We start from the raw sequence: 26,161 nt of genomic DNA, 5'->3' as shown, positions 1-26,161 counted from the left end.
AAAAAGGAGTAGTTAGTCTTCAATTTTCCGAACTTTATCTAGCCAAGTATATTTTAAAATTATCGAAGTTATTAAAAAGACAACTAGGGAAACGATCATTTTTGGATAATCTCTAATTAGTAAAAATATAGGAAGTACAATCATGCTCGATTGCCATACAATTCCGATGGCACAGTTCATCATATCCATTAAAAAATTATTGTTTTTTTCAAAAGAATGATCTTCAAGCTGTAGTTCAGTATACACAGGTTTCCACCAACCCCAAGGTCTTACATTTGTATAAAATGATTTTAAAACTTTACTATCTGTAGGTTTCGTCAAAAATGTACCTAATAAACAACCCAGTGTTGAAAAACTAAAAATAATTGGGAACATATAGATATCTTTCAGTTCAGACAGCTCATAAAATAGTGTTCCTTCAGTAAAATGACCTTTACTTTGACCTAATACAAATTGTAAAGAAGCGACAACAAGTCCTGCAAACATTCCCCAGAAATAACCCCAACCATTAAAACGCCACCATACCCATTTCAAGAAATTAGCAGCCACATAACCACCAAATAATGCGCTAGTAATCCATAAAGTCAATGAGTTAATAGAATCAGCAAAGAAACCCATAAAAACACCTAACCCTACAATAACAAAAGAAGCGATATGGCTAACTTTAATGTAATGCGCACTTGTAGCGACTGGTTTAAAATATTTTTTATAAATATCATTTACAATATAAGCAGGACCTGCATTTACAAATGCTGAAAAAGTAGACATAAAAGCAGCTAATAATCCTGCTAACAACAATCCTTTAATCCCTACTGGGACATGAAAATTAATTACTGTTGGCAACAAAATCTCTAAGTCACCTCCACTCAATGCTGGATTATGAATCATCTGTGGAGCAAGTGTCATCAATGCTATCACTACAATTCCTCCGATCAATAAATACCTTGGAATAAATAGAATTAAATTAGTAAAACCACTCATGTAAGCCGCTTCTTTAACTGATTTAGTAGAAAGGATCCGTTGTAAATCGTAGCTTGGCGTAGGCCCTGCAATACTAGCAAAAAAGCCTTTAAATAAAGACATTCCTATTAATGCACCAAACATTTTATAACCTTCGGTATTGATCAATTTATCAAACACTTCATATTTACCTGACCAATGACTTCCTAATTCCATATCAAAGAAAACATTTTTCCACTCTTCTGTAATAACAGAACTAATCTGTATATCAGTATAATTTACTAGTGTATATCCTGCCACAAGTACTCCTGAAAGCACCATAATTCCATATTGCAGCACTTCTGTAGCAACAACAGAGAACATCCCTCCTTTTATGGTATAAAGTGTCGTTAAAAAGATAATTATTAAAGCATATGATTGTTCTGAATTTAAAAATACCGATCCGTTAAAATGAACCGCTAAATCCCAAGGTAAAATTACAGTTAAAAATTTACCAATGCCTTCAAAAAAATAAGCTATAAAACCTATCGTTGAAATTATAGCAAAAACAGCAACAATAATATGAGAAGCCTTTCCAGCTCTATCGTTTCCGAAACGCGTTAAAATCCACTCAGAACCTGTCATTATATTAGATCTTCTTATCCAAACTGCAAGGAACATCATCACAAAAATTTGATTCCATATTGGCCAAAGCCACATTAGCATAAAACTTTTAACCCCGTACAAAAACAAAATCCCCACCATCCAGGCGGTTCCTGAAACATCAAACATTCCTGATCCATTACTTAAACCTAAGTAATACCATTTTATAGATCTACCACCAAGGAAATAGTCATCTAAGCCATTTGACGCTTTTCTAGAAATCCAAATACCGATACCAATTGTTATCAGGATGTAAATTATAATTATACTTAAATCGATGATATCCATTATCCCTTTTTGTTATTATTTGTTAAACCCCATTTTTTATTTGGCTCTGACCCCATCTCAAAATGCAGAACACCACCTTTTGTGATTTGTTTATGAGTAATAAATGTTTGATCAAATTTCTTCCCATTTAGTGTTGCTGACTGAATGTAAAAGTTCTCTTTAGAAACATTTTTTGCTTCAATCACAAATGTTTTACCATCGACGAGCGTTATCGTTGATTTTTCAAAAATTGGACTTCCTATCTGATACTCTCCAGATGCAGGATTCATAGGATATATACCTATAGAACTAAATATATACCAAGCAGACATTTGACCACAGTCTTCATTTCCGCTTAATCCGTTAGGTGTTGTGTTGTATTGTGTTTCTAAAATATAATGTGCCCAATACTGTGTTCTCCAGGGCTGTCCTGCACTATTAAATAAATAAGAAATATGATGACTCGGTTCATTACCATGTGCATATTGACCTATTAATCCAGAAATATCAGCAGATACATTATCACCTGTAATCTCAGAACTTTCAGTAAATAATTTTTCTAAGCGGCTAGCAAAGATTTCATTGCTTCCATGTAGTGAAACAAAGTCTGTAACGTCTTGTGGCACAAACCAGCTGTGTTGCCAAGCGTTTCCTTCAGTATAGTCAGTTTGTTCTCTGTGGTTTGAATGTTTAGGGTCGAAAGGTTCATTCCAAGATTTCCCGTCTTTAGATTTCCCTCTCATAAAACCAGTTTCTGGATCGAATAAATAGTGATATGCTTTAGAACGATTCAGAAAATATTCATAATCGGCTTCTTTACCCAAAGCTTTTGCCATTTGAGCAACACACCAATCATCATAAGCATATTCTAAAGTAATAGTGACAGACTCATCAAGTAAGTCATAAGGAATAAATCCAAATTGTTTGTAAAAGTTTAAACCACGCTCGTTTTGCATCATTGTGGTTTTCATAGCTTCGTATGCTTTCTCAGCATCAAAACCTTTAATTCCTTTTTGGTACGCATCTACTATTACAGGAATTGAATGATAGCCTGTCATAGTATTAGTTTCATTAGCATAAAGCGTCCAAACAGGTAATATTTTTTTAGTTTCGTAATACGACAACATAGAGTTTACAATATCTGAAACTTTATCTGGAGCGATTAATGTTAACAAAGGATTTTCTGCTCTAAAAGTATCCCAAAGTGACAAGGTAGAATAAGCCGTATAGTTCTTAGCAGTAACGATGCTGTCATTCTCTTTTCGATATTGTCCGTTTTTATCACTGTAAGTTACAGGAGCAATTTGAGCATGATACATTGCTGTGTAAAAAATAGTTTTAAGGGAATCTATAGGAGTTTCAACTTGAATTTTAGACAAAGAACTATTCCAAACATCTTCAGCCGCAGTTCTAGCAACATCAAAAGTTTCTGAATCCAAATTGTCTTTTGCATTAGCAACACTAACAGATGAAACTGCTACTTTTACTATTAATTCGGTATTATTTTTAGCATCGAAAAATAATTGAGTAGAAGTTTTTTCACCTTCAGAAGCAGCTCCATCAATTATTTTGTGATTACTAGCAAGAATATAATTCTTTACTGGCTTAGAAAATTTAGCCACAAAAAACACTTTTTGATTTTTGGCCCATCCTGTACTAAAACGATAGCCACTCACTGTATATTCATCTTCTAGAGTTAAACTCGTTTTTACTGCTTTATCCCAATTAATGGCATAACCCAAATCTATTACTACAGACTGCTCGTCCCCTTTAGCAAAAGTATATTTCTGATATGCGGTACGCTGTGTTGCCGTTAACTCAACATTAACTTTTGAATCTTGTAAAAACACTTGGTAATAACCAGGACTAGACTTTTCATTAGAGTGAGAGTAAGATGATTTATAAGGAATTTCATCTCGTGCAGTAGCTTTGATTGTTAAATCTACTTTTTTATTTATTGGCATTAATAAAACATCAGCTAAGTCTCCAATACCCGTTCCGCTCAAATGCAAATGGCTAAACCCAACAATAATAGAGTCTGAATAATGGTAACCCGAACACCAGTCCCAGTCTGACTTTCCATTATCAGGACTCACTTGTACCATCCCAAAAGGCACTGTAGCTCCAGGATAGGTATGACCGTGGCCACCGGTGCCTATAAATGGATTTACAAAAACCGTTAAGTTTTCTTTAATCTCACTTTTAGCTGAATTATCTTTACAACTATAAATAAACACTGACAATAAAATAAATAAAATCTTGCTCTTCATATGTTAACTATCTTAATTTAAGTTTAAATTTTCATAAATTTAACCACTCTTAAAACAAATTTAGACGGACAACGTCTAAACGATGTTAAACATCAAAAAAGCAGTTACAAATCCTATTTTCTACCAATGAATTTTACCTCTAATAAACTTTACAAAATTTCAGTAACACATCATGTGATCTTTTGGTTAATTTACTTCTCTTTCAATACTTTTCGTTGGGGCAGTTATTTTAATGATTTTTCATATTCTTTTAAATCTAATTTATTGGGTTTCCCTATTCATATGATTTTGTGTTATTTGAATATTTTTCTATTAATGCCCTACTTGGTTTACAAAAAAAAATACTTTAGCTACATTCTTGCTATTCTGTCAGCACTTATAATAATGATGGTTGTGAAATTTGAACTTACCTATTATTTATTAGGGCACAAGGTTTGGCCAGAAGGTCCACAAAGTATTGATAGAATAAATCTCACATATGCTATTGACACTATGATAGGTGAACTTTATGTGATTACTTTTGCTACTGCAATAAAAATAACGCTTGATTTTTTAAATGAGAATAAAAGAGCCGCTGATCTTGCCAAAATACAATTAGAAACTGAATTACTTTTTTTAAAGGCCCAAGTCTCCCCTCATTTTTTCTTTAACACCTTAAATAATATCTACTCTTTATCAGTCGATAAGTCTGACAAGACCCCTAAAATTATCTTAAAACTTTCTGAGTTAATGCGTTATATGATATACGACACTAAAAATGGAAGACAATCATTAGAAAACGAAATTCTTTGTATTCAAAACTACTTAGACTTGGAAAGGATTCGACACGATAATCGTCTTGAAGTAAATATGGCTATTTCTGGTGACATTGAAGACAAAAAAATTGCTCCTATATTATTACTTTCATTCATTGAGAATGCCTTTAAACACGGCGTAAATAAAAACATCGGAAACGTTAAAGTTGATATCAAATTTAAAATCAAAGAAGATTTTCTATATTTTTCAATCTCAAATCCAATGCCTAATACATCCATCTCCGAAGAAAAGGATACTGCTACAAATGGTATTGGATTAGCTAACGTAACAAAAAGACTCGAATTAGGTTATAAAAAGAACGATTATAAACTAACCATTAAAAATAAAAACAATAGTTTTGTAGTTAAGCTTAAAATAAGAGTAAGTTAGCACAACCTTAATAAATTAATAATTCTTTAAATAAATTCCTTCTATAAACCACCTGGAATTAAGAAATAATAAAGATATGAAAGTAAGATGTTTGATTATAGATGATGAGCCATTAGCAATTAACATTATCAAAAATTACTTGGAGAATTTTGAGAATTTTGAATTGATTTCTACATTCAACAATGCTATAGACGGTTTAAATTTTTTAAAAAATAATAGTATTGACGTGATTTTTTTAGATATTAATATGCCTGTATTAGACGGAATAAACTTCATTAAAAGTTTAGATGCTCCTCCCCTTGTAATAATGACAACAGCTTACAATGAATTTGCACTAGAGACATACGAGCTAGATGTTTTAGATTATCTCGTTAAACCTATTGAATTCCCTAGGTTTATGAAAGCTATCAATAAAGTAGATAAAAGGCTAGATCCTATAAACGGAAAACACACTACAGAAACGAATAAGGAACGTCCCTTCATTTTTGTCAAGATAGATAAGAAAAAAATGAAAAAAATCTTTCTAGATGAAATTTTAGTAATTGAAAGTCTAAAAGATTACTTAAAAATAAACACTATTAGTAGTAGATACATAGTACATAGCACTTTAACTGATTTTACTAATTTATTACCTCCTAGGGACTTTATAAGAATACATCGTTCTTTTACTATTTCTATAGATAAAATTGACGCTCTTGAAGGAAATAGTGTAGAGATTGAAGGACTTAGATATATTATCGGTAGATCCTACATCGATGATGTAAAGCAGAAAATTTTAAATTCTTCAATATAGAATTTAGAACCTTTCTAAAAAAATTGATGGCTATCATCTTTCTAAAAAAGTGATAACCATCAATAACAAATAACCAAACCAAACAAATATTTCAACCAAAAATATTCATTAACTTTTATATATTTCTAAAAAAAATAACGCTTAAAAGCCTCTATTGCAGCATACTCAGCTAAACCTAAATCATTATATTTTATTGCTGTAGCTCTATTTCTATCCTCTGCTCGAACCCAAAATTCTCTAGAATCATCCCCTTGAAACATTACTCCATCTTTTTGAGATTGATGATAAAATATTGCGTGACGTTTTTTAAGTACTTGGTCAGGACTCATAGGTACTGCCATTTCAATTTGCCACGACTCCCATTCATGCCAAGCTCCGCGATACAACCATACCCAGCAATCATCCATAAATTTTTTGCTCTTTAATTGTTTTAAAGATTCAAATAAACTGTCCAAACAAACTTTATGAGTTCCATGTGGATCAGCTAAATCTCCCGCTGCATAAATTTGATGTGGCTTTATATCTTCGATGAGGTCACACATTATTTTAATATCAGTATCAGTAAGTTTACCTTTTTTTACCGTACCTGTTTCATAAAAGGGAAGATCAAGAAAATGAACATTCTCATCTGGCAAACCTAAATATCTTGTAGCTCCTAGAGACTCACTTCTTCTAATACCCCCTTTCAATTTTCTGACTTCAACAGGATCAATATCATTTTTAGATTTATTCTTTGAAAATTGAATGATCGTACTAGAGGAAGTAGATGCAGGATTTAAAATCTCTGATACTTCAGCAAACTTCAAACACTCTTCATTAGAAACCGCTAAATTCCCTGAAGTTTGATAAGCAACATGTACTTCATGACCATGCTCAACTAATCTATCAAAAGTTCCTCCCATTGAAATTACGTCATCATCCGGATGAGGGCTAAAAATTATAATTCTTTTCTTAGCAGGCAGTGAGCGCTCTGGTCTATTAGTATCTTCAGAATCGGGTTTTCCGCCCGGCCAGCCCGTTATGGAATGTTGTAATTTATTAAACATTTTAATATTCAAATGATACGCTATTCCTACTTCGGCTAATAAGCCAGACATCCCATTATTATTATAATCTTTATCCGTTAATTTAAGAATCGGTTTTTTAGTTAATTCACTTAACCAAACAACAGCTTTAAGCTTTAAATCATCACTCCAAAAACATGACTTTACTAACCAAGGAGTTTTTACCCTTGTTAATTCAGACGAAGCGTCCCTATCCAAAATAAAAGTTGTGTTATTATGCTCTTGCAAATAAGTAGCCGGCACTTGAGATGATTTTTCTCCTTCAATTGTATCTTTTACTATTTCAGCTTTACTTATACCCCAGGCAAGAAGTACAATTCTTTTTGCTCTTCTTACCGTACCAATTCCCATTGTAATGGCTTTTCTAGGCACATTATCAATACCTAAAAAAGAAGATGCTGCATCGATGCGTGTAATATGATCTAGAGTAATACTTCTTGTACCAGAATTAATATGAGATCCTGGCTCATTAAACCCTATATGTCCAGTTCTTCCAATTCCTAGTAGTTGAAAATCTAATCCTCCATAAGATTTAATTTTCATTTCATAATCAATACAATATTGCAAAAGTTCTTGTGAACTAGCCCCTCCATCAGGAATATTAATATTCTCAGGTAGTATATCTACATAATTAAAAAGATGATCATGCATAAAATGAAAGTAACTTTGAATATTCTCTTTATCCATAGGATAATATTCATCTAAATTAAAAGTTACTACATTTTTAAAACTTAGTTTCTCTTCATAATGCATTCTTACAAGTTCTTCATATACTTTTATAGGAGAAGATCCTGTAGCCAAGCCCAAAACACAAGGTTCATTTAACTCCTCTTTGGTTTGTATTAAATTGGCTATTTCACGTGCTACTAAAATTGAAGCTTCAACTGATGAATCAAAAATAACATTATGAATTTTTTCACAACGTGTTTCTTCAAATTTCCCTGCTTCTTTATAGCTTATTTCATCTCTAGTCATCTCTCGGTTTATCATTTTAATTACTTTCTGAACTAAAATTACATAATAGCTCTTAATACGAGTTAAAATTTCGACTAACAACCCTTGTACTTCGGCAAAAAACATAATTAAAAATGTTAGACTCTTTAATCTATCTTAATCATTGTGTAGTTCCGACTAAGGTTTTTAAACATATTTATGAAATTAAAATTATTACTCTGAAAAACAACCAATCCTTTGTAGTGGAAATCCATTGACGTTAAATTCCCCATTGTCTATTTGGCTCCGATGGAGTTTCTATAATAAGCTTATCGCCTGTTAGAATCTCTTGCTGCTTTAACCGGGATCTCTCTATTTTTTTTCCTTTCAAATTAGCTGATTTTTATGTAAATATTGTCCATGTTATTATTCATAACTTCTAGAATAAAAGGCTGGACATGCTAACTTAGCCCGCAGATTGAGTTAAGAATAAAAGACTTATTTTTAATTTATGAAACAGACGCGCAAGATTTACGACCGAGCTTTTAAAGAGAAAGCCGTGCAATTGAGTTATGAAAGGCATAACCTATGAGAATTAGCTCGTGAGCTAGGTATTACTGCCCCTCAGTTATACAAATGGAGAAAAGAGGTCGATTATAATCAGAAATACAATAATAGTTCTATAATAATTTTATTAAATTGCTACACTTTCATTCTAAATTTAGCTACATTTGACTTTAATTAAACATGAATTATTACGTTCATTAAAATCAAGTTAAGCAACTGATAATGTTATAATTTAGCTATCAAATTAACTCATTTAGTTTTGTGGCAAAATCGTGGCACATTGGGTTATAAATTTAGACAAATGCAGCGTAGATAAGGGTTCAGCCGATTAGGTTCGAATCCTACTCTCCCCACTTAAAAAAAGCTGCAATTTTACTGCAGCTTTTTTCGTTTTTAATATATCCCTTTTAGAGGTGAAATACTTTTCTTCTGCCCTTAAACTTAGACAGGTACTCCCTAACTAATTCCAGATTTACTTCCTCTACGTTTGTAAAGAGCATGTCTTTTGCTTATTCGAAAACAAATCTTCCGTATACCTTTTCTACTAAATACCTCCTATACGTATACGCAGTATCGACAAATGGAAAAGCCATTGTTAAACACTGTAAATGCCATTTTTCCGCCTTTTTTCTTGAAGCCATCATTGAATTTAACATCCTCAAATTAACGCCAACTTTTTAGTGCTTCCAGAAAATAACTTAAAACCAATAAGTAACTCATTTACAACCTCATCCTTAGTTACGAAATCTAAATAATGGGTAATTTAAAACAGATGAAGGGTAATTTAAAGGAGGTTTGAAACTTAATATAGTGGTTAATTTGTTAGAAATAATTGCAGTATATATAAATTATTTAGATAAAAATTATTGATACTATAAATTAATCAACATAATAAAACTAAAACCACAATTAAATAGTAAAAAACAATTAGACAAATTATTACTCAATAAAATAACTATCAAACATTATTAACAATACGCTTTCCACCCACTCTTTAATGATGAAACATCTATTTCTAACTAAAAATCAATAACCAACAAATGAAACATCTCAATTTTAAAAAAGGCAACTATCATATATTATGGAAATTTGATTTACTAAAACGATACGCGATTTTTTTGCCACTTCTTTCTGTTTGTCAAATACAAGCAAAGTCCCATGTAAATCTGGAACTGACTAACAAAACTAGTGTTTACATATCCCATCTCAATCAAGTAGACAGGCAAATTACAGGTCAAGTGACAGATGGAAAAGGCCCACTACCTGGGGTTAATGTAAATATTAAGGGGTCTACTGTAGGAACGGTGACTGATATGGATGGGAACTTCACCCTATCTGTAAAAGATAATAATGCTATTCTTGTTTTTAGCTATATGGGTTTTGACTCTAAGGAAGTAGCTGTAAAAAGTCAAAATTCTTTAAAGATAGTTTTAACTGAAACGTCGTCTAACTTAGATGAAGTAGTTGTTGTAGGTTACACCACCAAGAAAAAAGGAGAAGTCACTGGTTCGATTAGTACCATAAGCTCTAAAGAAATACAAAATACAAGTAATAATGATGTGGCTAAATCGCTAGCTGGTAAAGTTCCTGGTTTAATTGTGGTTGATAGAGGTGGATATCCCGGTGCAACTGGAAACACTACCTTATTGATTAGAGGAAAGGCTACTCTGGGTAATAATTCTCCATTGATAATAATTGACGGTATATACTCAACAGATTTCTCCTATTTGTCTCCTCAAGACATTGAGTCAATGTCTATTTTAAAGGATGGGGCCGCTGCTATCTATGGTGCACGTGCAGCAAATGGTGTTATATTAATCACCACTAAAAGAGGTAAATCTGGAAAAACTAAAATTAATCTCTCTTCAACTTATAGTCTTTCGTCTTTTTCAGTAAAGAACAAATTTATGTCTTCTGAACAGTACGCTATTTATAATAATGAAATAGCAGAACGTAATGGAACTGCGTTGCCGTACACCCAAGATGACATTACTAAATTTGCTTCAGGAACAGATCCTATAAATTATCCTAACACCAATTTTGCGGATCTAACTTTCGCTAAAAATTCTCCTTTAAGAAGAACTTCTTTAAATATTTCTGGCGGTACTGAGAAAATAAATTACTTTGTTAGTGCTGACAATATGGATCAAGTGGGACTGTTTAAATCCGGTAGCTTGAACTTCAAACAAAATCAAATACGCTCTAACGTAGACATTAAAATTGGAGAAGACTTTAAATTAGGAGTTGATTTAAATGCTCGCTTTGGAGTGAACAATCAACCAGGTGTTGACTTAGCATACATTTACAAGCACATTTACACTAACGAACCAACACAAGTAGGAATATATCCAAATGGTCTTGTAGGTTGGGGTGGAGAGAATGGTTCTAACCCTGCAATCATGTCTACAAATGCTTCTGGTTTTCAAAAACAAAGCGATACTAATTTAAGAGGTAGATTTTCTTACGACTGGGATTTACACAAATTAACTAAAGGTTTGTCTGTTAAAGGTTTCTTAGGAATTAGAAAAATGAATAACGACAATAAAAGTTGGTACACACCTTGGACTGTTAATCAGTACGTTTCGTCTACTGGAGAATATTTGCCTACTATAGGTTTTTCTCAACAAGGTCAAGAAAGTATTTTACGTGAAAGTTTCTGGAAGAACGATCAAACAATGGTGAATTCTACACTTCATTACAACACTAAAATTGGTGAGAAGCACGCTATAACAGCTTTTATAGGAGCAGAACAAACTAAAGAAAGCTCTAGAGAGTTTTATGCTCAACGTACCGGTTTTCCTAGTAAAGATCACCCCGAATTATTCGCAGGAAGTGACAACGGACAAATCTCAGGAGGTTCATCTAGTGAATGGGGACGTGTAAACTATTTTGGTTCCCTGTCTTACGACTATTCTAAAAAATACTATGTAGATTTTACATTGCGTCGTGATGGATCAAGCAATTTTGGACCAGGAAAACAATTTGGTACCTTCCCTGGTATTGCTTTATCTTGGGCTATAAATAAAGAGAAGTTTCTTGAAAATATATCTTGGATTAATTCTATCCGTTTGAGAGCATCATCAGCAGTAATGGGTAATGACCAAATCGCAGGTTTTCAATATCAAACAAGTTATAACTACGGTGGACCTACTAATACTGCTCAGCCTAACTACTATATCTTTGGTACAAATGGTGTAAGAGAAAATGGTTATGTAAGTGCTAATGTTCCTAATCCAAATATTACATGGGAGACAGCATACATTAAAAACTTAGGAGTTAATTTCAGCTTATTTGATAACAGATTAACAGCTGATGCCAACTATTTTTATCAAAAAAGAACAGACATCTTAATTACAAAGGCTGCAGCGATACCAGATGCAGTAGGCTTAAATTTACCCCAACAAAATCTTGGAAAAGTAGATAATTATGGTGTAGAATTTCAGGTAGGTTGGAGCGATAAAATTGGCGACCTCTCATATAATATAGGTGGTAATTTTACACAAGCAAAAAACAAAGTTGTTTATATGGCAGAAGCTGCTGATGTTCCAGATGCCTTAAAGCGCGAAGGTCACTCACTAGATTCTTATATTGTATATCCTACTAATGGCATTTTTAAAGACCAAGCACAGGTAGATAGTGCTCCAGCAAAACTAGCAGGTACAGTACCCGGTGAGCCTAATTATATCGATAGCAATAACGATGGGAAAATTGATGCTAATGATAGAATACGCTTGTATTCATCTAATGTGCCTCAAATTCAATTTGGTTTCAGCGGAGGATTGAATTATAAAGGATTTGATTTCAACTTCTTGTTTCAAGGTCAAGCCAAAGCAAAGACCTTAGTGTTTTTCGACCAATCAGGTGCTAAACCAGAATTTACTTATACTGATAGATGGACACCACAAAATACTAATGCCTCTTACCCTCGAGCATTTGCGCAAGGTGATAAATATAGTGGTCAGCAAAACCCTATAGATTTCTCATTGAATGGTGGATTTGAAGGTGCCGATTTGTATTATAAAGATGCCACATTTGTTAGATTGAAAGAAGTAGAACTAGGGTATACATTTAGTAAAGAGAAAATAAAATTTGCAGATCTTAAGTTTTTTGTAAGAGGTTTTAACTTATTAACCATGTTTTCAGAAATCCATAAATTAGGTTTAGATCCTGAAGCAGCTGGTTACAACAACTTTAGAGAAAGTACTTACCCTTCTTTAAAATCAGTTTCAATGGGTTTCAATGTTAACTTCTAATTAAAAGTAAATCACATTATCATAAAATTTAAATCAAATATTTTGACAAAATGAAAAAAATAAAATTAATATATATAGGTGCTTTTTTTAGTCTATTTATGGCCACCGGATGCAGTGATGCTTTAGAGACAGAAGCTTCAAATGCCTTTGGCGAAGACTTGATTTACTCTGACCCTGTTCAAGTAGAAAAATTATTATATAACGTTTACAATAGTACCGAAAGTTGGTCAGTGAACAGAAGTGATTGGTGGGGAATTCGCTTTAATATCGAAAACGCTTCTTTTGAATCTAAGTTTAATTTTAAGAATCTAGATTTATTCAAGGAACAAGCCGGATGGACTTCAAGTAATGTTGGTTTGCTAGGCAACAAATGGAGTAATTATTACCATTACATCCGACTCTCTAACGAATTCTTAGATCGCATTGATGCTAGTGAAGCGATGCAAAAAGATCCTGCAAAAGTGGCTGTCCTAAAAGCCGAAATGCGTTTTTTAAGAGCGAACTGCTATAGTAAATTAATAAAATATTTTGGTGGCGTACCTATAATGGAACACGCATTAGGTTTAGACGCAGATTTTGACATCAAGCGCAATAGTTATGACGAATGCGTTGCTTTCATTGTAAAGGAATTAGATGAAGCAGCTGCAGTATTACCTGCTAGTCGCTCTGAAGCTGAGTTTGGTCGCGTGACTAAAATTGCGGCGCTAGCTGTTAAGTCTCGTACACTTTTATACGCTGCAAGTAAACTTCATGATCCATCATCGGCGCCTATTAACGATCCTTTATTTGTTTATACTAAAACTACTAAATGGCAGGATGCAGCAAATGCAGCAAAAGCAGTTGTTGACTTAATGGGAGGTCGTGATCTAATTGCAGTGAATAATGCTACAGAATATCAAAAACTATATCTTTCTCCTAATGCTGACATCATTTTTGCAAGACCGTACAGCTCGCAATACTATGAATTTGGCACAGATGCTAACTCGCTAAGTGATTTAACGCAATCTCCTAGTGGTTACGGAGGCTGGGGATTATCTTCTCCTACGCATAATTTTACGTTACAATTCAACATGGCTGATGGTACGACTACTGATGGGGCTACTTTTGATCCAAATAAACCAAATAGCAACCGCGAAATGCGCTACTATGCTGATTTACTTTTTAACGGAGCGCAGTTTAGAGGACGTGATGTTCAGTACTATTTATCAGATAATCCTAGTGCTTACCCTGACGGACTAGATTCTCCTAGAGGTCTTGGAAACACGCAACACTCTTCAAAAACAGGCTACAATGTTCGTAAATTTCAAGACGAAGCTGTTAATATTGCTGGTGGAATTTCTCCTAAAAGACCTTACGTATTGTATGGTTTAGCAGAAGTATATCTTAATTACGCAGAAGCTTTGTATCATTTAGGCGAAGAAGGTACTGCACGCATTTACTTAAACAAAGTCTCTTCAAGAGCATTGCAACCTGCAATCACTTCCTCTGGAAGCAGTCTACTTGAGGCTATCAAAAGAGAAAGACGTGTCGAACTTTGTTTTGAAGGACACAGCTTCTTTGATGAAAGAAGATGGATGGATGAATCTCATCTTGCATTTCCTATAAAGGGACTAAATTGGAAAAAAGATGCTAGTGGCAATCTTTCATTTACACAAGTGACTGTATTGACAAAAGCATTTGACCCAAAAATGTATTATCTACCTATTCCATTTACTGAAATCCAAAAAGCTCCGGCCTTAAGTCAAAATACAGGATACTAATTTTTAATTTATACGTCATAAATTAGCTTATACAACAAAGCCAAGAACAATGTGTTCTTGGCTTTGTTGCTTTTACTACCCGCTTAAAATAGCTAGTATTATTTATAAATCTGTAAAAATATAGTCACCAAAACTCCTTTAATCAACGCAAAGGGTCTTGATGTAAAAATAAGCAAAGCAATAAAATAGTACAATTAATTTGAGTCATCCTTAAGATTTCATGCTACTACCCTACTTTAACATAGAGTGAATTACTATTTCACACATCTAAAACCAATATGATTTGCTGCAGATTTTACTTCGCCATTTCCTCGAGTACCTAACATATAACGCGTGCAATATTGTTCTGTACATAAAAAAGAACCACCACGATGCACTCTTTTTGGTAAACCTGGCTCATTAGGATCATTAAAAGTGGCTGGTCCTTGCGGATTTTTACTAACTTTATTTTCACTTGCTAATTGAGCATAATAATTAGCGTCGTACCAATCACTCACCCATTCCCAGACATTCCCAGACATATCATATAAACCGTATGCATTTGCCTTGTACTGAGCTGTTGGAGCTATTCCGGCAAAGCCATCTTCAGCAGCATCTGCACCATCAACTGGAAATTTCCCTTGATAGATATTAGCCTGAAATTTACCATCTACTGTTAGTGTATTTCCCCAGGCATATAATTCCCCTGATTTTCCACCACGCGCTGCAAATTCCCATTCGGCTTCAGTGGCTAATCTTTTACCAGCCCACTTGGCGTAAGCGATTGCATCTTCATAACATACTTGTACCACAGGGTAATTATCTTTTCCTTCTATGGAACTATCTGGTCCTAGTGGATGTCTCCAGTTTGCTCCACCTACATAGCCCCACCAACGTAAGTAATCATTAAGCGGAACTTCTTGTTTAGTGGGCATGAAAACAGCCGTACCTGCAATAAGTTTGTCAGCAGGAACACCTGGAAATTCTTCTGCAGAGGGTTTGATTTCGGCTACAGTAACATATCCTGTGGCTTTTACAAAAGCGGCAAATTGTTTGTTAGTTACTTCCGTTTTATCCATCCAAAAGCCATCAACATAAACTCTATGAACTGGGTTAGCATCATTTGTAATCCCTTTTACACCGCACAAACTTTCGTTGCTAACACTGCATCCCATAGAAAATTCTCCACCCGGAATCCACACCATGCCTTCTGGAGCATCTTTAGGTTTATTGTTTTTATTTTCGATGGTAGAACTAAAGTCAATGTCTCCAACTTTTGATTCATTGTCAGCACTATTTTCAGAAACTACATTTTCAGAAATCATCTTTGACTTGGTAGCATTAACAAAATAGATTACCCCAGCTACAATTAGCACAAGAGCTATAGCGGATATCGTTTTATTTTTAGTACTCATATATATTTTTTTTTAAACGCAAATGTTGTTATCGAATAATTATAGAACCTGCAAATTTAATTATAAAATAGCTGGCATTACAGAGTTTGTTACCAATTATCTTCTTTATTTTATCCACAAAACATGCTGTAATTGTCAAGCATATTCACTTCTACTTAAGAATAATATTGCTAGACATTTTATCTTTGCGCAATATTTCTGTAGCTTTTCCAGAAAACTGATTGTTCTTAAATAATAAGTTACGAGAATGGTTTACCATAATAGCCGGATTATCTGGATACAAACTTTCATGGTTCTTAGAGTCATTAATAGTATTACCTACAAATTCAAGCATATTTACGTTGTTTGCCTCTACTATCAAATTATCAAATTGATTAAATACATTATTAGAAATCAGGATATTTTCAAATGCAATATGATCACTTTCGTTATCTGTTTCAAATCGAATGACCCCCTTGTTTTGACCACCAGTAGCACAATCTTGAAAAATATTATTACGAATAGTCAGATCGAGAACGCTCCCTGACTCATACCAATACCCACTTTCTACAGGTGCTAAAATTGCTTCCATCTCAGTGCTGAAAAACGAATTCTCAATCACAATTTTACGTGGAGTAGATAGTAATAACCCTCTAGCTCTGTTGTTTATGATTCTACAATTTTGCACAAGTAATTCAGGATAAGCATCTAGGTTTTCTATATAATCTCCTACTTTTAAAGAACGTGGTAAAACTTCATTAAAAGAGATTACTTGATAGCGGCCATTGATTTTTTCTACAGCTTTCAAAGTCATTTCTTCCGTAGCAAAAAAGGATTTTTGTAAATTAACAATTCCTATTTTATCATTTTGCTTACCAATGGTAAAGCCCTGTTGCTGAAAATGTCCCACTTTTATAGCTACCTTATGGTCACCCAATATTTCAGTAATTTGTTGATAGATACCATGAACGTTAACAGCGTCATCTAATTGACTACTAAACAAACAATTTTTAATCTCAATTTTACCGCTACAACCCACAAAATGTGTCGCATCAGCAGTTGTTGAGATTATCCTACCCTGAGAAGGCGTTACATTAAAATTATCTATAGATATGTTTTTAGTATTCTCTGCAATAAGCCCCATACCACAAGCATGATGAACGTCTATATTGTTAAAAGAAACATCGCTAGAAAAAGTTATATGAAAAGCCGGTGCAAACCGATTATACCCTTGCTCACCCTTCATAACTACTACCTTCCCTACTTCTGGAATCTTTTTAGTATGGCCATAAATCCTTATGAGACCAGGCTCTAATTGCTCAGCGGTCAGCTTGTCTTCGATTCCAATTTTTGCATAGTCAGGTGATCGTAAATCAACAGGATATTTATATTTTATCGCGTCTACGTTTGATTGCGTGGCCGTCTTACTCTTTGTAGTTAGCGACGTGTAAGCCTCTGTATGAAACGCTGTAGCTCGCGTTTCTGGATCAAACAATATTGATTGTCCTATACTATGTTCATAATATTCTTTAATAAATACTAGCTGACCTTTCCTAATCTCATACGGATAATCTTTTGAAATCTTCATGTCAAAAGTTTTCTGTTCTAAATTATTTGCTACAATTATTCCTTCACTATGAAAGGACATACCCCAATCAATTGAAACATTTTTGATTCTAATATTAGAAGAGTTCTCAATAGAAAACGGTATAATTAAACCATGAAAAATAAAAGTGGAACCTTGCCCATCTATGGTCAGATCATGCCTGTCAAATATAGGAAAAGCAGTTTTTACCACACTACTGTTGTGATTAGCAACTTGTGTATATCGCTCTAAAGCTTTATCAGGATAAAAATGATATATGCCTTTTTTAAATTTGAGCACCTTAATATTCTCGTTATCTAAATTCTTTAAAGTTTCTAAAAGTAATGGTGTAGCATCTCCAGCGATACTCTCGTCAAATAGTAGTGAGGCACCGTTCTGAGTTTGCCCCTTAACGGTGAACGAACATCCAAGTATCAATACGAGAATAAAAAGATAATATTGCTGTAATTTAAAAGTCATGATATAATACTATTTTTTAAAGAAATATTTTATAGTTTTTTGATTCTCTTTCAGCTAACCGCTGTCTCAGATTGAAGTACTAGCTATTGTTGCTAGTAAAGCATACACATTTAAAAGAGTATAATTATTGTTTTTTTATCGAATAATTATCTAACAGTTTTTACGACAGTATTTCCTTTCAAATTAGCAATTGCCGCTTCAAAAGCTATTTTTCCACTTTTCGAACCAATTCTTACCAAAGCTGTTGCAATTCCTGCTTCGGCTGTTATAGGACCAACGTTCATAACTTCAGCATCTCCTTTGATTGAAAAATTGATTTTACTATCGAAAGTTGGAATCACCGTTCCATTTTTGTCAACGGCTGCGATGTACACAAAAACAACATCATTTACATTTGACTGTGGCTTTTTACCACTTTCGTCAAACCAAATCTTTAATTTACTAGGCGCTTCTGGTGTTTTTACAGACACTTTTTTCACTTCCTTTCCATCAATATAACCTACAGCCTTCAACTCACCTGCTTGAAAAGAGGGGATTTTAAATGTAAAAGGCGCATGGCTAATTTTTGTTGTGTTTTTATCAACATCCGGTTTTTGAGAAGCAATACTTTTTCCATTCAAGAATAATTCAACTTGATCGCAATTGCTAAAAACCTTTACGTCCAAATTCGAATCGGCATTCCAATAACTAGCAATTTTCAATACTATTGCTTCTTTTAGACTTTTTTGACTTGCATAAAAATCATAACCAAATTTTGGCAACCTAAAAATATCCATGATTCCCGAAGACTCAATTTCGTCATGATAGCCACGGTTGTAATCATACATTACCCAGTATCCATCGCCCATGACGCCCGTTGCAAGATTATCATTATGAGATTCCTGCAAATTATAAGCTTGCTGTACCAATGCTTTTTCACCTTCGGCTCTTAAATGGCGACTGCTTTTTTCAAGACGCAAACCTTTAGGCATTTTATCTTGATTCAATCCACCATTAGAGGAATAATATTCCCAATCTCCATATTCAGATACAAAGTAAGGCTTGTCAGCATGATTTTCATTTCCATGTAATATTCTATGCTGTCTCGATTGAAAATAGATATCGTATACTTCTGGCATCCATCCTGATGAAAATGCTTGACTTCCTGGATATTCTTCATGGACTCTTTTATTCAATTCTTCCATAAAAAAGATTGGCATTTTAGTTTCGTTCAATGACACTTCCCAAGAAACAACCGATGGATGGTTGCGGTCTCTACGAATTAAATCTGTAGCGGCATTGTAGCAAAAATTTCTAAAAGCATCTGTATCTGCATAATATTGCCATCCTAGAATAGCATCAACAACAAAAATTCCTAACTCATCACAAGCGGCTAAAAAAGCGGGTGATTGTGGGTAGTGAGACAAACGAATACAGTTAAAACCAGCCTCTTTAATCTTTTTTGCATCACGGTATTGTGCATTGTCCGAAAGTGCATAACCAATAAATGGATACTCCTGATGACGGTTTACCCCTCTCAAAAAAGTCTTTTCTCCATTTACATACAATTGATTGTCTTTAAATTGTAAAGAACGAATTCCGAAAGTATTCATTTCTAGATCTTTCAACTTTCCGTCTACTACAACCTTCGTTTCTAACTGGTATAAATTAGGATCCGCTGGAGACCATAATTTCGCATTTTGAATACGAATCAAAGCATTCAGCTCAACCGATTTTGTAGCTGCTAATCCGTTTGAAATAGTTTTATTTTCTGCTACTTTTTTTCCTTTAAAATAAATGGTTTGCACACACTCGATATCTTGCGATGTACTAGTTTCATTTACTATATCTGTTTTAATAGCAACCTCACTTTCGTCAGTTGCAACTTTTGGAAAGGTTACAAAAACACCACCACCAGCTTTTTTATTTGCCAACATTGGATTCGAAATATAAATTCTATCCTTGTAGCTAATCCATGCATCACGGTACAAACCACCGTACATATTAAAGTCTAATATCTTCAAAGGTTTCGGACCTGAAATTGGATTGTCTGTATTGTCCAATTTTACTGCAATAGTATTACTTTGTCCTACTTTGACAAAATTTGTTGCATCAATAACCACAGGCATATAGCCGCCCAGATGATCTGCAGCCAATTGACCATTGATCCAAACTTGGGCACGATTCATAGCACCTTCTAGCTCAATAATTACCTTTTTATTTTTATTAGCAGAAGCTATTTCGAATTCTTTTCGGTACCAACATATGCCTTGCCATTGATCATTTACGACTAAGGGCTCAATATTTGCCGTGTGTGGCAAACTTACAGCCAACCATTTTGAATCATCAAAATCAGTTTTGCTTAAAGCTTCGTCTGAATTTGTAGTGTTACTAATTTTTGAGAATTTCCAACTGTGATTGAAACTTAACTTGACGGTAGGTAATTTTTGAGCAATTGCACTACTACTCATAAGTAGAACAGCAATCAAAACCAACTGTTTTATAGTATTTATATTAAACTTACTCATCTGACTTTTTGGTATTTTTTGTTTGTTTATTAGCAGTTCTATAATCCTTAGTTATCGTTTTTAAACCTATTTCAACTCCTTCAAGTATCTGCTGGTACAGTTCAGGTTTATCTTTTTTAACCCATTCTAAAACTTGAACGGCATCTGCATCTTCGGGTTCGTAAACATCACTTACTGGCTTCATTTTTTTGTCATACCAAACTGTTTTTTTACGTAACTTTTTTAAAGTAGCACTATACTTTGCGTCAAATGCAAGATTGTGTAATTCCTCAGGATCTTTTTCTAAATCATATAATTCTTCTACCGGTTTTGTAGGTGCAAAGAACAATCGCTGAGCATCATTCAACTTTCCTTCTTCATTCAATCGTCGCATTACGTGTATAGCAGGCCTGTAAAATTCAAGGTATGCTTGGTGTGCATCATAAGGAATCTCTGGTTTATCATTACGTATGTACTTCCATTTATCCGAGGTTACTGCTCTTGACTTCTCTAAGATTTCGTCCCATAAATCACGTGCAGCGTATACATAATCATTTTTAAATCCTTTTTTCAAAATAGATTTTCCCGTCATAAACGATGGTACTTTTACAGCAGCTAAATCTAAAATAGTAGCCGTAATATCTACAGCCGAAACAATCTCTTTACTCACATGTGGACCTGTATAATTTTTAGGATAATGCATAATAAAGGGTATATGCAATCCTGGATCTTCAAGATATCCTTTTCCTTTAATATTACACCTACCATTGTCACCAATAAATATTACGATAGTGTTATCAGCCAGTCCTTTGTCTTCCAACTCTTTGAAGATCAAACCAACTTCATTGTCCAAAAATTCAATTTGATCTAAATATTTAGCCCAATCCAATCGTATAGCTGGATCATCTGCTAGGTAAGAAGGTAAAACTACTTTGGCTGGATCAACTGGATGTTTTGATTTTGCACGTACTTCGTTCCACCAGTCACCTCTATGACTAGCAAGCAACTGGATTTGAGCAAAAAACGGTTTACCATCATTTACAATTGTATCATATCTATCAAATAAACCAAACTGCGTTTTACCATCCCAAGAACCTATTTGCTCTGACTTAAAATTGACATCAGTTTTACGACCATGTCCCATTACAGCTTGATTTCCTAAAATAGTGGTGTATCCCGCTTCACGTAGCAAAGCAGTAAATGGTTTGAATCTTGAATCTAGAGGCACTTCTCTATTACTACGGTGGTGTTGCGCATTAATTTTTAACTGATGCGTACCAACCATCATTGAAGATCGACTTGGTGAACATATAGGATTAGTGACAAAACAATTATCATAACGTATTCCTTCTGCTGCCATTTTATTTAAGTTTGGCGTTTTTACAGCAGCCATACCATAGCATTCTAAATCCAGACTCATATCCTCGGCCATTAGCCATACAATATTGGGTCTTTTGCTTTCTTGTTGCGCCACTGCCGAAACCGTCATCAAAGACACAAAGGCAATAGTTATTGATTGTTTAAAATTCATCATTTTTTGATTTATTTTTTATTGTAAGCAGGAACCGCTTTCTTCTCCCATTTTGCTATATCTTTTTTCAATTTAGCGGCTTGTTTTAATTCGATAGCAATCAAATCATGTTGTTCTGCTTGATCCTTTTTGATATTGAACAAATGAAATAGCCCGCTGTGGTATTTAATCAATTTCCAATCTCCTGCAATAACGGCAGCATATTGATCCTCATAACTACGGAAAAAATACAAACTTCTATCTTCTTTAAATTTTTCTCCTTTAACAATTGGCAACAAACTTTTACCATTAACTTGTTTGTCTTTACACGCTTTTCCTCCTGCAATATCAACCAAAGTAGGGAAAACATCTATCGTCTGAATTGGAATAGCAGTATTCGTATTTGCTTGTGTAACGCCAGGATAGTACATTATAAATGGGACTCTTGCTCCACCTTCACCAAGAGTATTCCCACCTGTTTTACCTCCGCTTAGAGGAGCATTGCTAAAAAACCCACCTTGATCTGATGTGAAAATAATTACCGTATTCTCTGCAATACCTTTTTCGATTAATGCCTTTCTAACCCTTCCCACCGATTCATCAACAGCTGAAATCATCGCGGCATATTCGGCATCTTTTCCTTTTAAACCTTCTTTTTTGTATTGTTCTACCCAGTCTTTTCTACCAATTTGTGGTCCATGTACATCATAATGAAAATAGGACAACATAAAAGGGGCTTCTTTTTTATAGTTCGAAATAAAATCTACTGCTTTGTCTGCCAAAACCGTTTCGAGGTATACCTCTGTGTTATCGAAACTAGCCAAAGGGTTCACATCTTTAAAGAATGGTGGGTAGTATCCTTTTGGATGTCCAAAATTGCAAACGCCATATTCTTCATCAAATCCTTGCTTAGATGGATAATAACGAGCATCACCTAAATGCCATTTACCTAAGAAAAAGTTGTAGTATCCTAATTCTTTCAATCGCTCAGCATAAGTGACTTCATTCAAAGGCAACATATTAATCGATGGCATTTGCACAGGATCATTAGGCCATAAGCTATAGGCGTTAATTGAATTACTCTTTTCGTCAAAGTCACGTCCGTTACCGTCATCAATATGTCTCACCATTTGAAAACGAACAGGTTCTCTACCTGTTAAAATTGAAGCTCTACTAGGACTACAAGTAGGCGTAGCAATATAAGCACGACTAAACTCCATTCCGTCTTTTTTTAATTGATCGATGTTGGGTGTGTGGAATTTTGCGTTGCGATACCCCACATCTGCCCATCCTAAATCATCTACAAAAAAAAGTACAACATTGGGTTTCTCTTGTCCGTAAATGGTTTGTAATGCCATTAAAAATACTAACGCAACGATTGATTTTTTCATAATATTTCTCTTAATTACTTTATTTCTCTTACTGTAATTGCAACAATGCTTCTGCAAATGCAGTTCCTAATCTATATTGCCCTTCGGCATTGTAATGCACGTTATCCGAGTGTTTAGGATAATCCTTATAAGGTGCATCGGCAGTAGTTTTGATTGTCTTTACTTTCGATACTATTTCTGAAACTTTCCACTCTGCTGCTCGTACCGTTGCAGGTCCTGCAGAAAAATCTCCGTAATGTGAATTAATTTGCCCCAGCACAAAAGGCATGTCTTTTACATTCAAATCAGCACGAACACGGTTGATCAGATTGACCAAATTAGTCTCATAACTCAAAGCCGAAACTTCTTTGGCAGCATCATTTTCTCCTTGCATCCACCCCATTCCAATAATTTTATACACTTTGCCTTCTCTTTCGATTCTTTTTATATTTTCCTTGACATCATCAATAAAATTAGCGTACAATTTTAAATCTCTTTTAAAACCTTCTGCTTCTACTTGAGCCGCTTTTTCGGCAGTCCAATCAGGATTCCAAGCGCCATACAAAGCAGTTCCACCTTGAGCCGTTTTGACTAACAAAAACTTGTCTTTTGGAAATTTTTCTGCTAAGACAATTCCAATCAATAATTCTGGTCCAAAAGCTTCTTCAAAACCATATTTATTTTTATGCCCTTTGGACAAATAAAAAGATAATGGTGTTGGTCCTTTTCCATCATTGCTTATTTGAACCCTATCTACAGCATTGGCCAAACGCTTTTTAACCGATTCATCCAAAGAAGTATAATCTCCGGCACCAGCCATATTTGACTGACCTGCTAGCAAAACTATATTTACTGTGTCTTTATTTGTTTGCGCAAATGCATTTCCATAACTCAAAATAAAAAGAAGAAACGCCACCAGTTTGTATGTACTCTTCATCTTCTTACTTTTTATCCATCATGTCTAAATCGATATCTTGTGGATTGATTCTTGCTTTTTTATACGGCTTACCGCTCATATAATTGTTATATAAATTCTGTACACCAGCACCAAAATAAGGGTAATGATCAAAAACATCTCCGTTACCAAGAATTCTAGGATCATTTTCTTTGATTAACTTTTTGGTTAATTCTTTATTCATATTCGCCATTAACTTTAAGTAATCTGCATTTGAAGCTAGATTTGTAACGCAATAGGGATCTTTTTTTATGTCGTATAATTCATTTTCACCACGCTTACCAAAGTTCAATTCCCAGTATTTCATTATTCCATCCTTTCGTCTAGAATCTAAAACCGCTGTCTTCGTTGGACTCGAATCACAGTTCAAATATCCTAATTCAGGATTTCCAACTGGCCATCTGTCAATTTTAAAATTGTGTAAGTATAAAAATCCGTCCTTGATAATTCCGCGTACAGGATACCCTTCATCATTTGGCCTTCCCACATCATGACGTTCTTTCCCTACCAACTGGTAGTCACGCTTTTTATTTACTACTCCTGCTTTATCTGAAAATAAAATATCCGTTAGACTATTCCCTGATAATTTAGCCATTCCTGATTTCTTTTCAGAGATCCCACCTAACTCTAAGTAAGTTGGAGCAAAATCAATAAAACTCACTAGATCATCTACAACACGGCCTGGATTTTTAATTCCGTTTGGCCACATAATCGCTAGTGGCATGTGGTTTGAATATTCATAAACTTGCCCTTTAACACGAGGAAAAGGCATTCCGTTATCTGAAGTTACGATTACAATTGTATTTTCAAGTTCGCCAATTTCTGCCAACTTATTCAACATGTTTTGTAGGTGCTTATCAAAATATTCTACCTCAAAAGCATAATCCAACATATCATTTCGCACATCTTCATTATCGGGCCAGAAAGTTGGAACCTCATTGATTTCGTCAATTGTTTTCCCTCCTACCTTGGCACCAGAACGAAATTCATATCCACGGTGTGGCTCCTTACCGCCATACCAAAAACAGAAAGGTTCTCCTTTTGGTCTCGCTTTTAAGAAAGCATCAAAATTTTTGGTGTAGTCAATATTTGAAATTCCCGTAGTAGGTGGTTTCAATTTAAATTCATTGTATTCTGGTCCAGCTAATTCACGCTCTTTCCCGTTAATTTCTCCAGGGTTTCCTGGGCCCCAACCTTTTCCTGTAAATCCAACAAAAAATCCGTTTTCACCCAAAACTTCAGCATAGGTTTTAAACTTCGTTGGGAAATCTGGAGAATGGTTTGCGGCTGCTTCCAACTGCCAACTATTGCGACCTGTGATAATACAAGCACGTGAAGGTGCACATTTTCCGTTGGGCGTGTAGGCATTATTGAACAAGATTCCTTTTTTGGCCACTTGATCAAATCCTGGCGTTTTCACCCATTTGCATCCATAGGCACTGAAATGTTTCCAGCCCGCATCATCTGCGATTGCAAATAAGATATTAGGTCTTTTAGCTTTCTTTTCCTGTGCCCTTGTAATTTGGCCAAAAGCAAGTAGCGAACCAAAGGCAATTAATAGTATTTTTTTCATTATTTATGTAGATAAGATTGTCGATTCATTACAACAAAAATTCAATAATTATTCTATTTCTATGTCTTTGCAGGTCTAATATTAGTCTTCTATAGTAAATTTTATACCTTAATAGCTATATAAACGCCTGATTAC

The 26,161-nt window shown here is 34.3% G+C and carries 14 protein-coding genes; 4 read left to right on the top strand and 10 right to left on the bottom strand.

Annotated features, from left to right (window positions below; genetic code table 11):
* Positions 1 to 12 precede the first annotated feature (12 nt).
* Positions 13 to 1,890 carry a sodium:solute symporter family protein gene (locus HNQ00_RS08920; RefSeq protein ID WP_173837981.1) on the bottom strand — a complete coding sequence of 626 codons (1,878 nt, stop codon included), beginning with the start codon at positions 1,888 to 1,890 and terminating at the stop codon, positions 13 to 15.
* On the bottom strand, positions 1,890 to 4,139 hold the full coding sequence (locus tag HNQ00_RS08915; RefSeq protein ID WP_173837980.1) for a GH92 family glycosyl hydrolase: 2,250 nt from the start codon (positions 4,137 to 4,139) through the stop codon (positions 1,890 to 1,892). Before HNQ00_RS08915 ends, HNQ00_RS08920 begins: the two co-directional genes overlap by 1 nt.
* 126 nt (positions 4,140 to 4,265) lie before the next feature.
* Here HNQ00_RS08915 and HNQ00_RS08910 point away from each other — a divergent pair, with 126 nt between their 5' ends.
* Entirely contained in the window at positions 4,266 to 5,324 is a 1,059-nt protein-coding gene (locus tag HNQ00_RS08910) for a sensor histidine kinase (RefSeq protein ID WP_173837979.1), read from the top strand.
* Positions 5,325 to 5,400: 76 nt separating this feature from the next.
* A complete protein-coding gene (locus HNQ00_RS08905) occupies positions 5,401 to 6,117 on the top strand; it encodes a LytR/AlgR family response regulator transcription factor (protein WP_173837978.1) in 717 nt (238 codons plus the stop codon).
* A gap of 125 nt (positions 6,118 to 6,242) precedes the next feature.
* Here the strand turns inward: HNQ00_RS08905 and nagB are convergent, their stop codons facing one another.
* The gene (nagB, locus tag HNQ00_RS08900) at positions 6,243 to 8,171 is read right to left on the bottom strand and encodes a glucosamine-6-phosphate deaminase (protein ID WP_371739053.1); all 1,929 of its coding nucleotides are present in this window, start codon (positions 8,169 to 8,171) and stop codon (positions 6,243 to 6,245) included.
* 1,550 nt (positions 8,172 to 9,721) lie between these two features.
* Here nagB and HNQ00_RS08895 point away from each other — a divergent pair.
* A complete protein-coding gene (locus HNQ00_RS08895) occupies positions 9,722 to 12,934 on the top strand; it encodes a SusC/RagA family TonB-linked outer membrane protein (RefSeq protein ID WP_173837977.1) in 3,213 nt (1,070 codons plus the stop codon).
* Positions 12,935 to 12,984: 50 nt separating this feature from the next.
* The gene (locus tag HNQ00_RS08890; RefSeq protein ID WP_173837976.1) at positions 12,985 to 14,694 is read left to right on the top strand and encodes a RagB/SusD family nutrient uptake outer membrane protein; all 1,710 of its coding nucleotides are present in this window, start codon (positions 12,985 to 12,987) and stop codon (positions 14,692 to 14,694) included.
* A 254-nt stretch (positions 14,695 to 14,948) separates the two neighbouring features.
* On the opposite strand, the gene HNQ00_RS08885 is transcribed toward HNQ00_RS08890, so the two are convergent.
* The 7 genes from HNQ00_RS08885 to HNQ00_RS08855 all read right to left on the bottom strand — a co-directional run bounded on the left by HNQ00_RS08885 (position 14,949) and on the right by HNQ00_RS08855 (position 26,026).
* Positions 14,949 to 16,088, bottom strand: a complete 1,140-nt coding sequence (locus tag HNQ00_RS08885; RefSeq protein WP_173837975.1) for a formylglycine-generating enzyme family protein — start codon at positions 16,086 to 16,088, stop codon at positions 14,949 to 14,951.
* A 151-nt stretch (positions 16,089 to 16,239) separates the two neighbouring features.
* A complete protein-coding gene (locus HNQ00_RS08880; RefSeq protein ID WP_254598472.1) occupies positions 16,240 to 18,132 on the bottom strand; it encodes an alpha-1,3-galactosidase-related protein in 1,893 nt (630 codons plus the stop codon).
* Positions 18,133 to 18,278: 146 nt separating this feature from the next.
* Positions 18,279 to 20,639 carry a glycoside hydrolase family 2 TIM barrel-domain containing protein gene (locus HNQ00_RS08875; protein ID WP_173837974.1) on the bottom strand — a complete coding sequence of 787 codons (2,361 nt, stop codon included), beginning with the start codon at positions 20,637 to 20,639 and terminating at the stop codon, positions 18,279 to 18,281.
* Complete coding sequence (locus HNQ00_RS08870; RefSeq protein ID WP_254598471.1) at positions 20,632 to 22,152, bottom strand: sulfatase family protein; 1,521 nt, start codon at positions 22,150 to 22,152, stop codon at positions 20,632 to 20,634. Before HNQ00_RS08870 ends, HNQ00_RS08875 begins: the two co-directional genes overlap by 8 nt.
* Positions 22,153 to 22,160: 8 nt before the next feature.
* Positions 22,161 to 23,519: a sulfatase gene (locus HNQ00_RS08865; RefSeq protein WP_173837973.1), complete on the bottom strand. Its 1,359-nt coding sequence runs from the start codon at positions 23,517 to 23,519 to the stop codon at positions 22,161 to 22,163.
* A gap of 28 nt (positions 23,520 to 23,547) precedes the next feature.
* Positions 23,548 to 24,435, bottom strand: a complete 888-nt coding sequence (locus HNQ00_RS08860; RefSeq protein WP_173837972.1) for a sialate O-acetylesterase — start codon at positions 24,433 to 24,435, stop codon at positions 23,548 to 23,550.
* A gap of 4 nt (positions 24,436 to 24,439) precedes the next feature.
* Positions 24,440 to 26,026, bottom strand: coding sequence for a sulfatase family protein (locus tag HNQ00_RS08855; RefSeq protein ID WP_173837971.1), 1,587 nt, complete (start codon positions 26,024 to 26,026; stop codon positions 24,440 to 24,442).
* Positions 26,027 to 26,161 lie beyond the last annotated feature (135 nt).

The sequence above is a fragment of the Flavobacterium aeripolare genome, from assembly GCF_013294025.1.
In the GTDB taxonomy this organism is placed as follows: Bacteria; Bacteroidota; Bacteroidia; order Flavobacteriales; family Flavobacteriaceae; genus Flavobacterium.
This window is presented reverse-complemented; position numbering and strand designations above follow the sequence as displayed.

What these genes read in the sequence shown, in the direction of transcription:
- nagB (WP_371739053.1), bottom strand. Translation starts at nt 8,171, where the DNA reads ATGATAAACCGAGAGATGACTAGAGATGAAATAAGCTATAAAGAAGCA.
- HNQ00_RS08875 (WP_173837974.1), bottom strand. Translation starts at nt 20,639, where the DNA reads ATGAGTAAGTTTAATATAAATACTATAAAACAGTTGGTTTTGATTGCT.
- HNQ00_RS08870 (WP_254598471.1), bottom strand. Translation starts at nt 22,152, where the DNA reads ATGATGAATTTTAAACAATCAATAACTATTGCCTTTGTGTCTTTGATG.
- HNQ00_RS08895 (WP_173837977.1), top strand. Translation starts at nt 9,722, where the DNA reads ATGAAACATCTCAATTTTAAAAAAGGCAACTATCATATATTATGGAAA.
- HNQ00_RS08890 (WP_173837976.1), top strand. Translation starts at nt 12,985, where the DNA reads ATGAAAAAAATAAAATTAATATATATAGGTGCTTTTTTTAGTCTATTT.
- HNQ00_RS08880 (WP_254598472.1), bottom strand. Translation starts at nt 18,132, where the DNA reads ATGACTTTTAAATTACAGCAATATTATCTTTTTATTCTCGTATTGATA.
- HNQ00_RS08920 (WP_173837981.1), bottom strand. Translation starts at nt 1,890, where the DNA reads ATGGATATCATCGATTTAAGTATAATTATAATTTACATCCTGATAACA.
- HNQ00_RS08855 (WP_173837971.1), bottom strand. Translation starts at nt 26,026, where the DNA reads ATGAAAAAAATACTATTAATTGCCTTTGGTTCGCTACTTGCTTTTGGC.
- HNQ00_RS08885 (WP_173837975.1), bottom strand. Translation starts at nt 16,088, where the DNA reads ATGAGTACTAAAAATAAAACGATATCCGCTATAGCTCTTGTGCTAATT.
- HNQ00_RS08860 (WP_173837972.1), bottom strand. Translation starts at nt 24,435, where the DNA reads ATGAAGAGTACATACAAACTGGTGGCGTTTCTTCTTTTTATTTTGAGT.
- HNQ00_RS08905 (WP_173837978.1), top strand. Translation starts at nt 5,401, where the DNA reads ATGAAAGTAAGATGTTTGATTATAGATGATGAGCCATTAGCAATTAAC.
- HNQ00_RS08865 (WP_173837973.1), bottom strand. Translation starts at nt 23,519, where the DNA reads ATGAAAAAATCAATCGTTGCGTTAGTATTTTTAATGGCATTACAAACC.
- HNQ00_RS08915 (WP_173837980.1), bottom strand. Translation starts at nt 4,139, where the DNA reads ATGAAGAGCAAGATTTTATTTATTTTATTGTCAGTGTTTATTTATAGT.
- HNQ00_RS08910 (WP_173837979.1), top strand. Translation starts at nt 4,266, where the DNA reads ATGAATTTTACCTCTAATAAACTTTACAAAATTTCAGTAACACATCAT.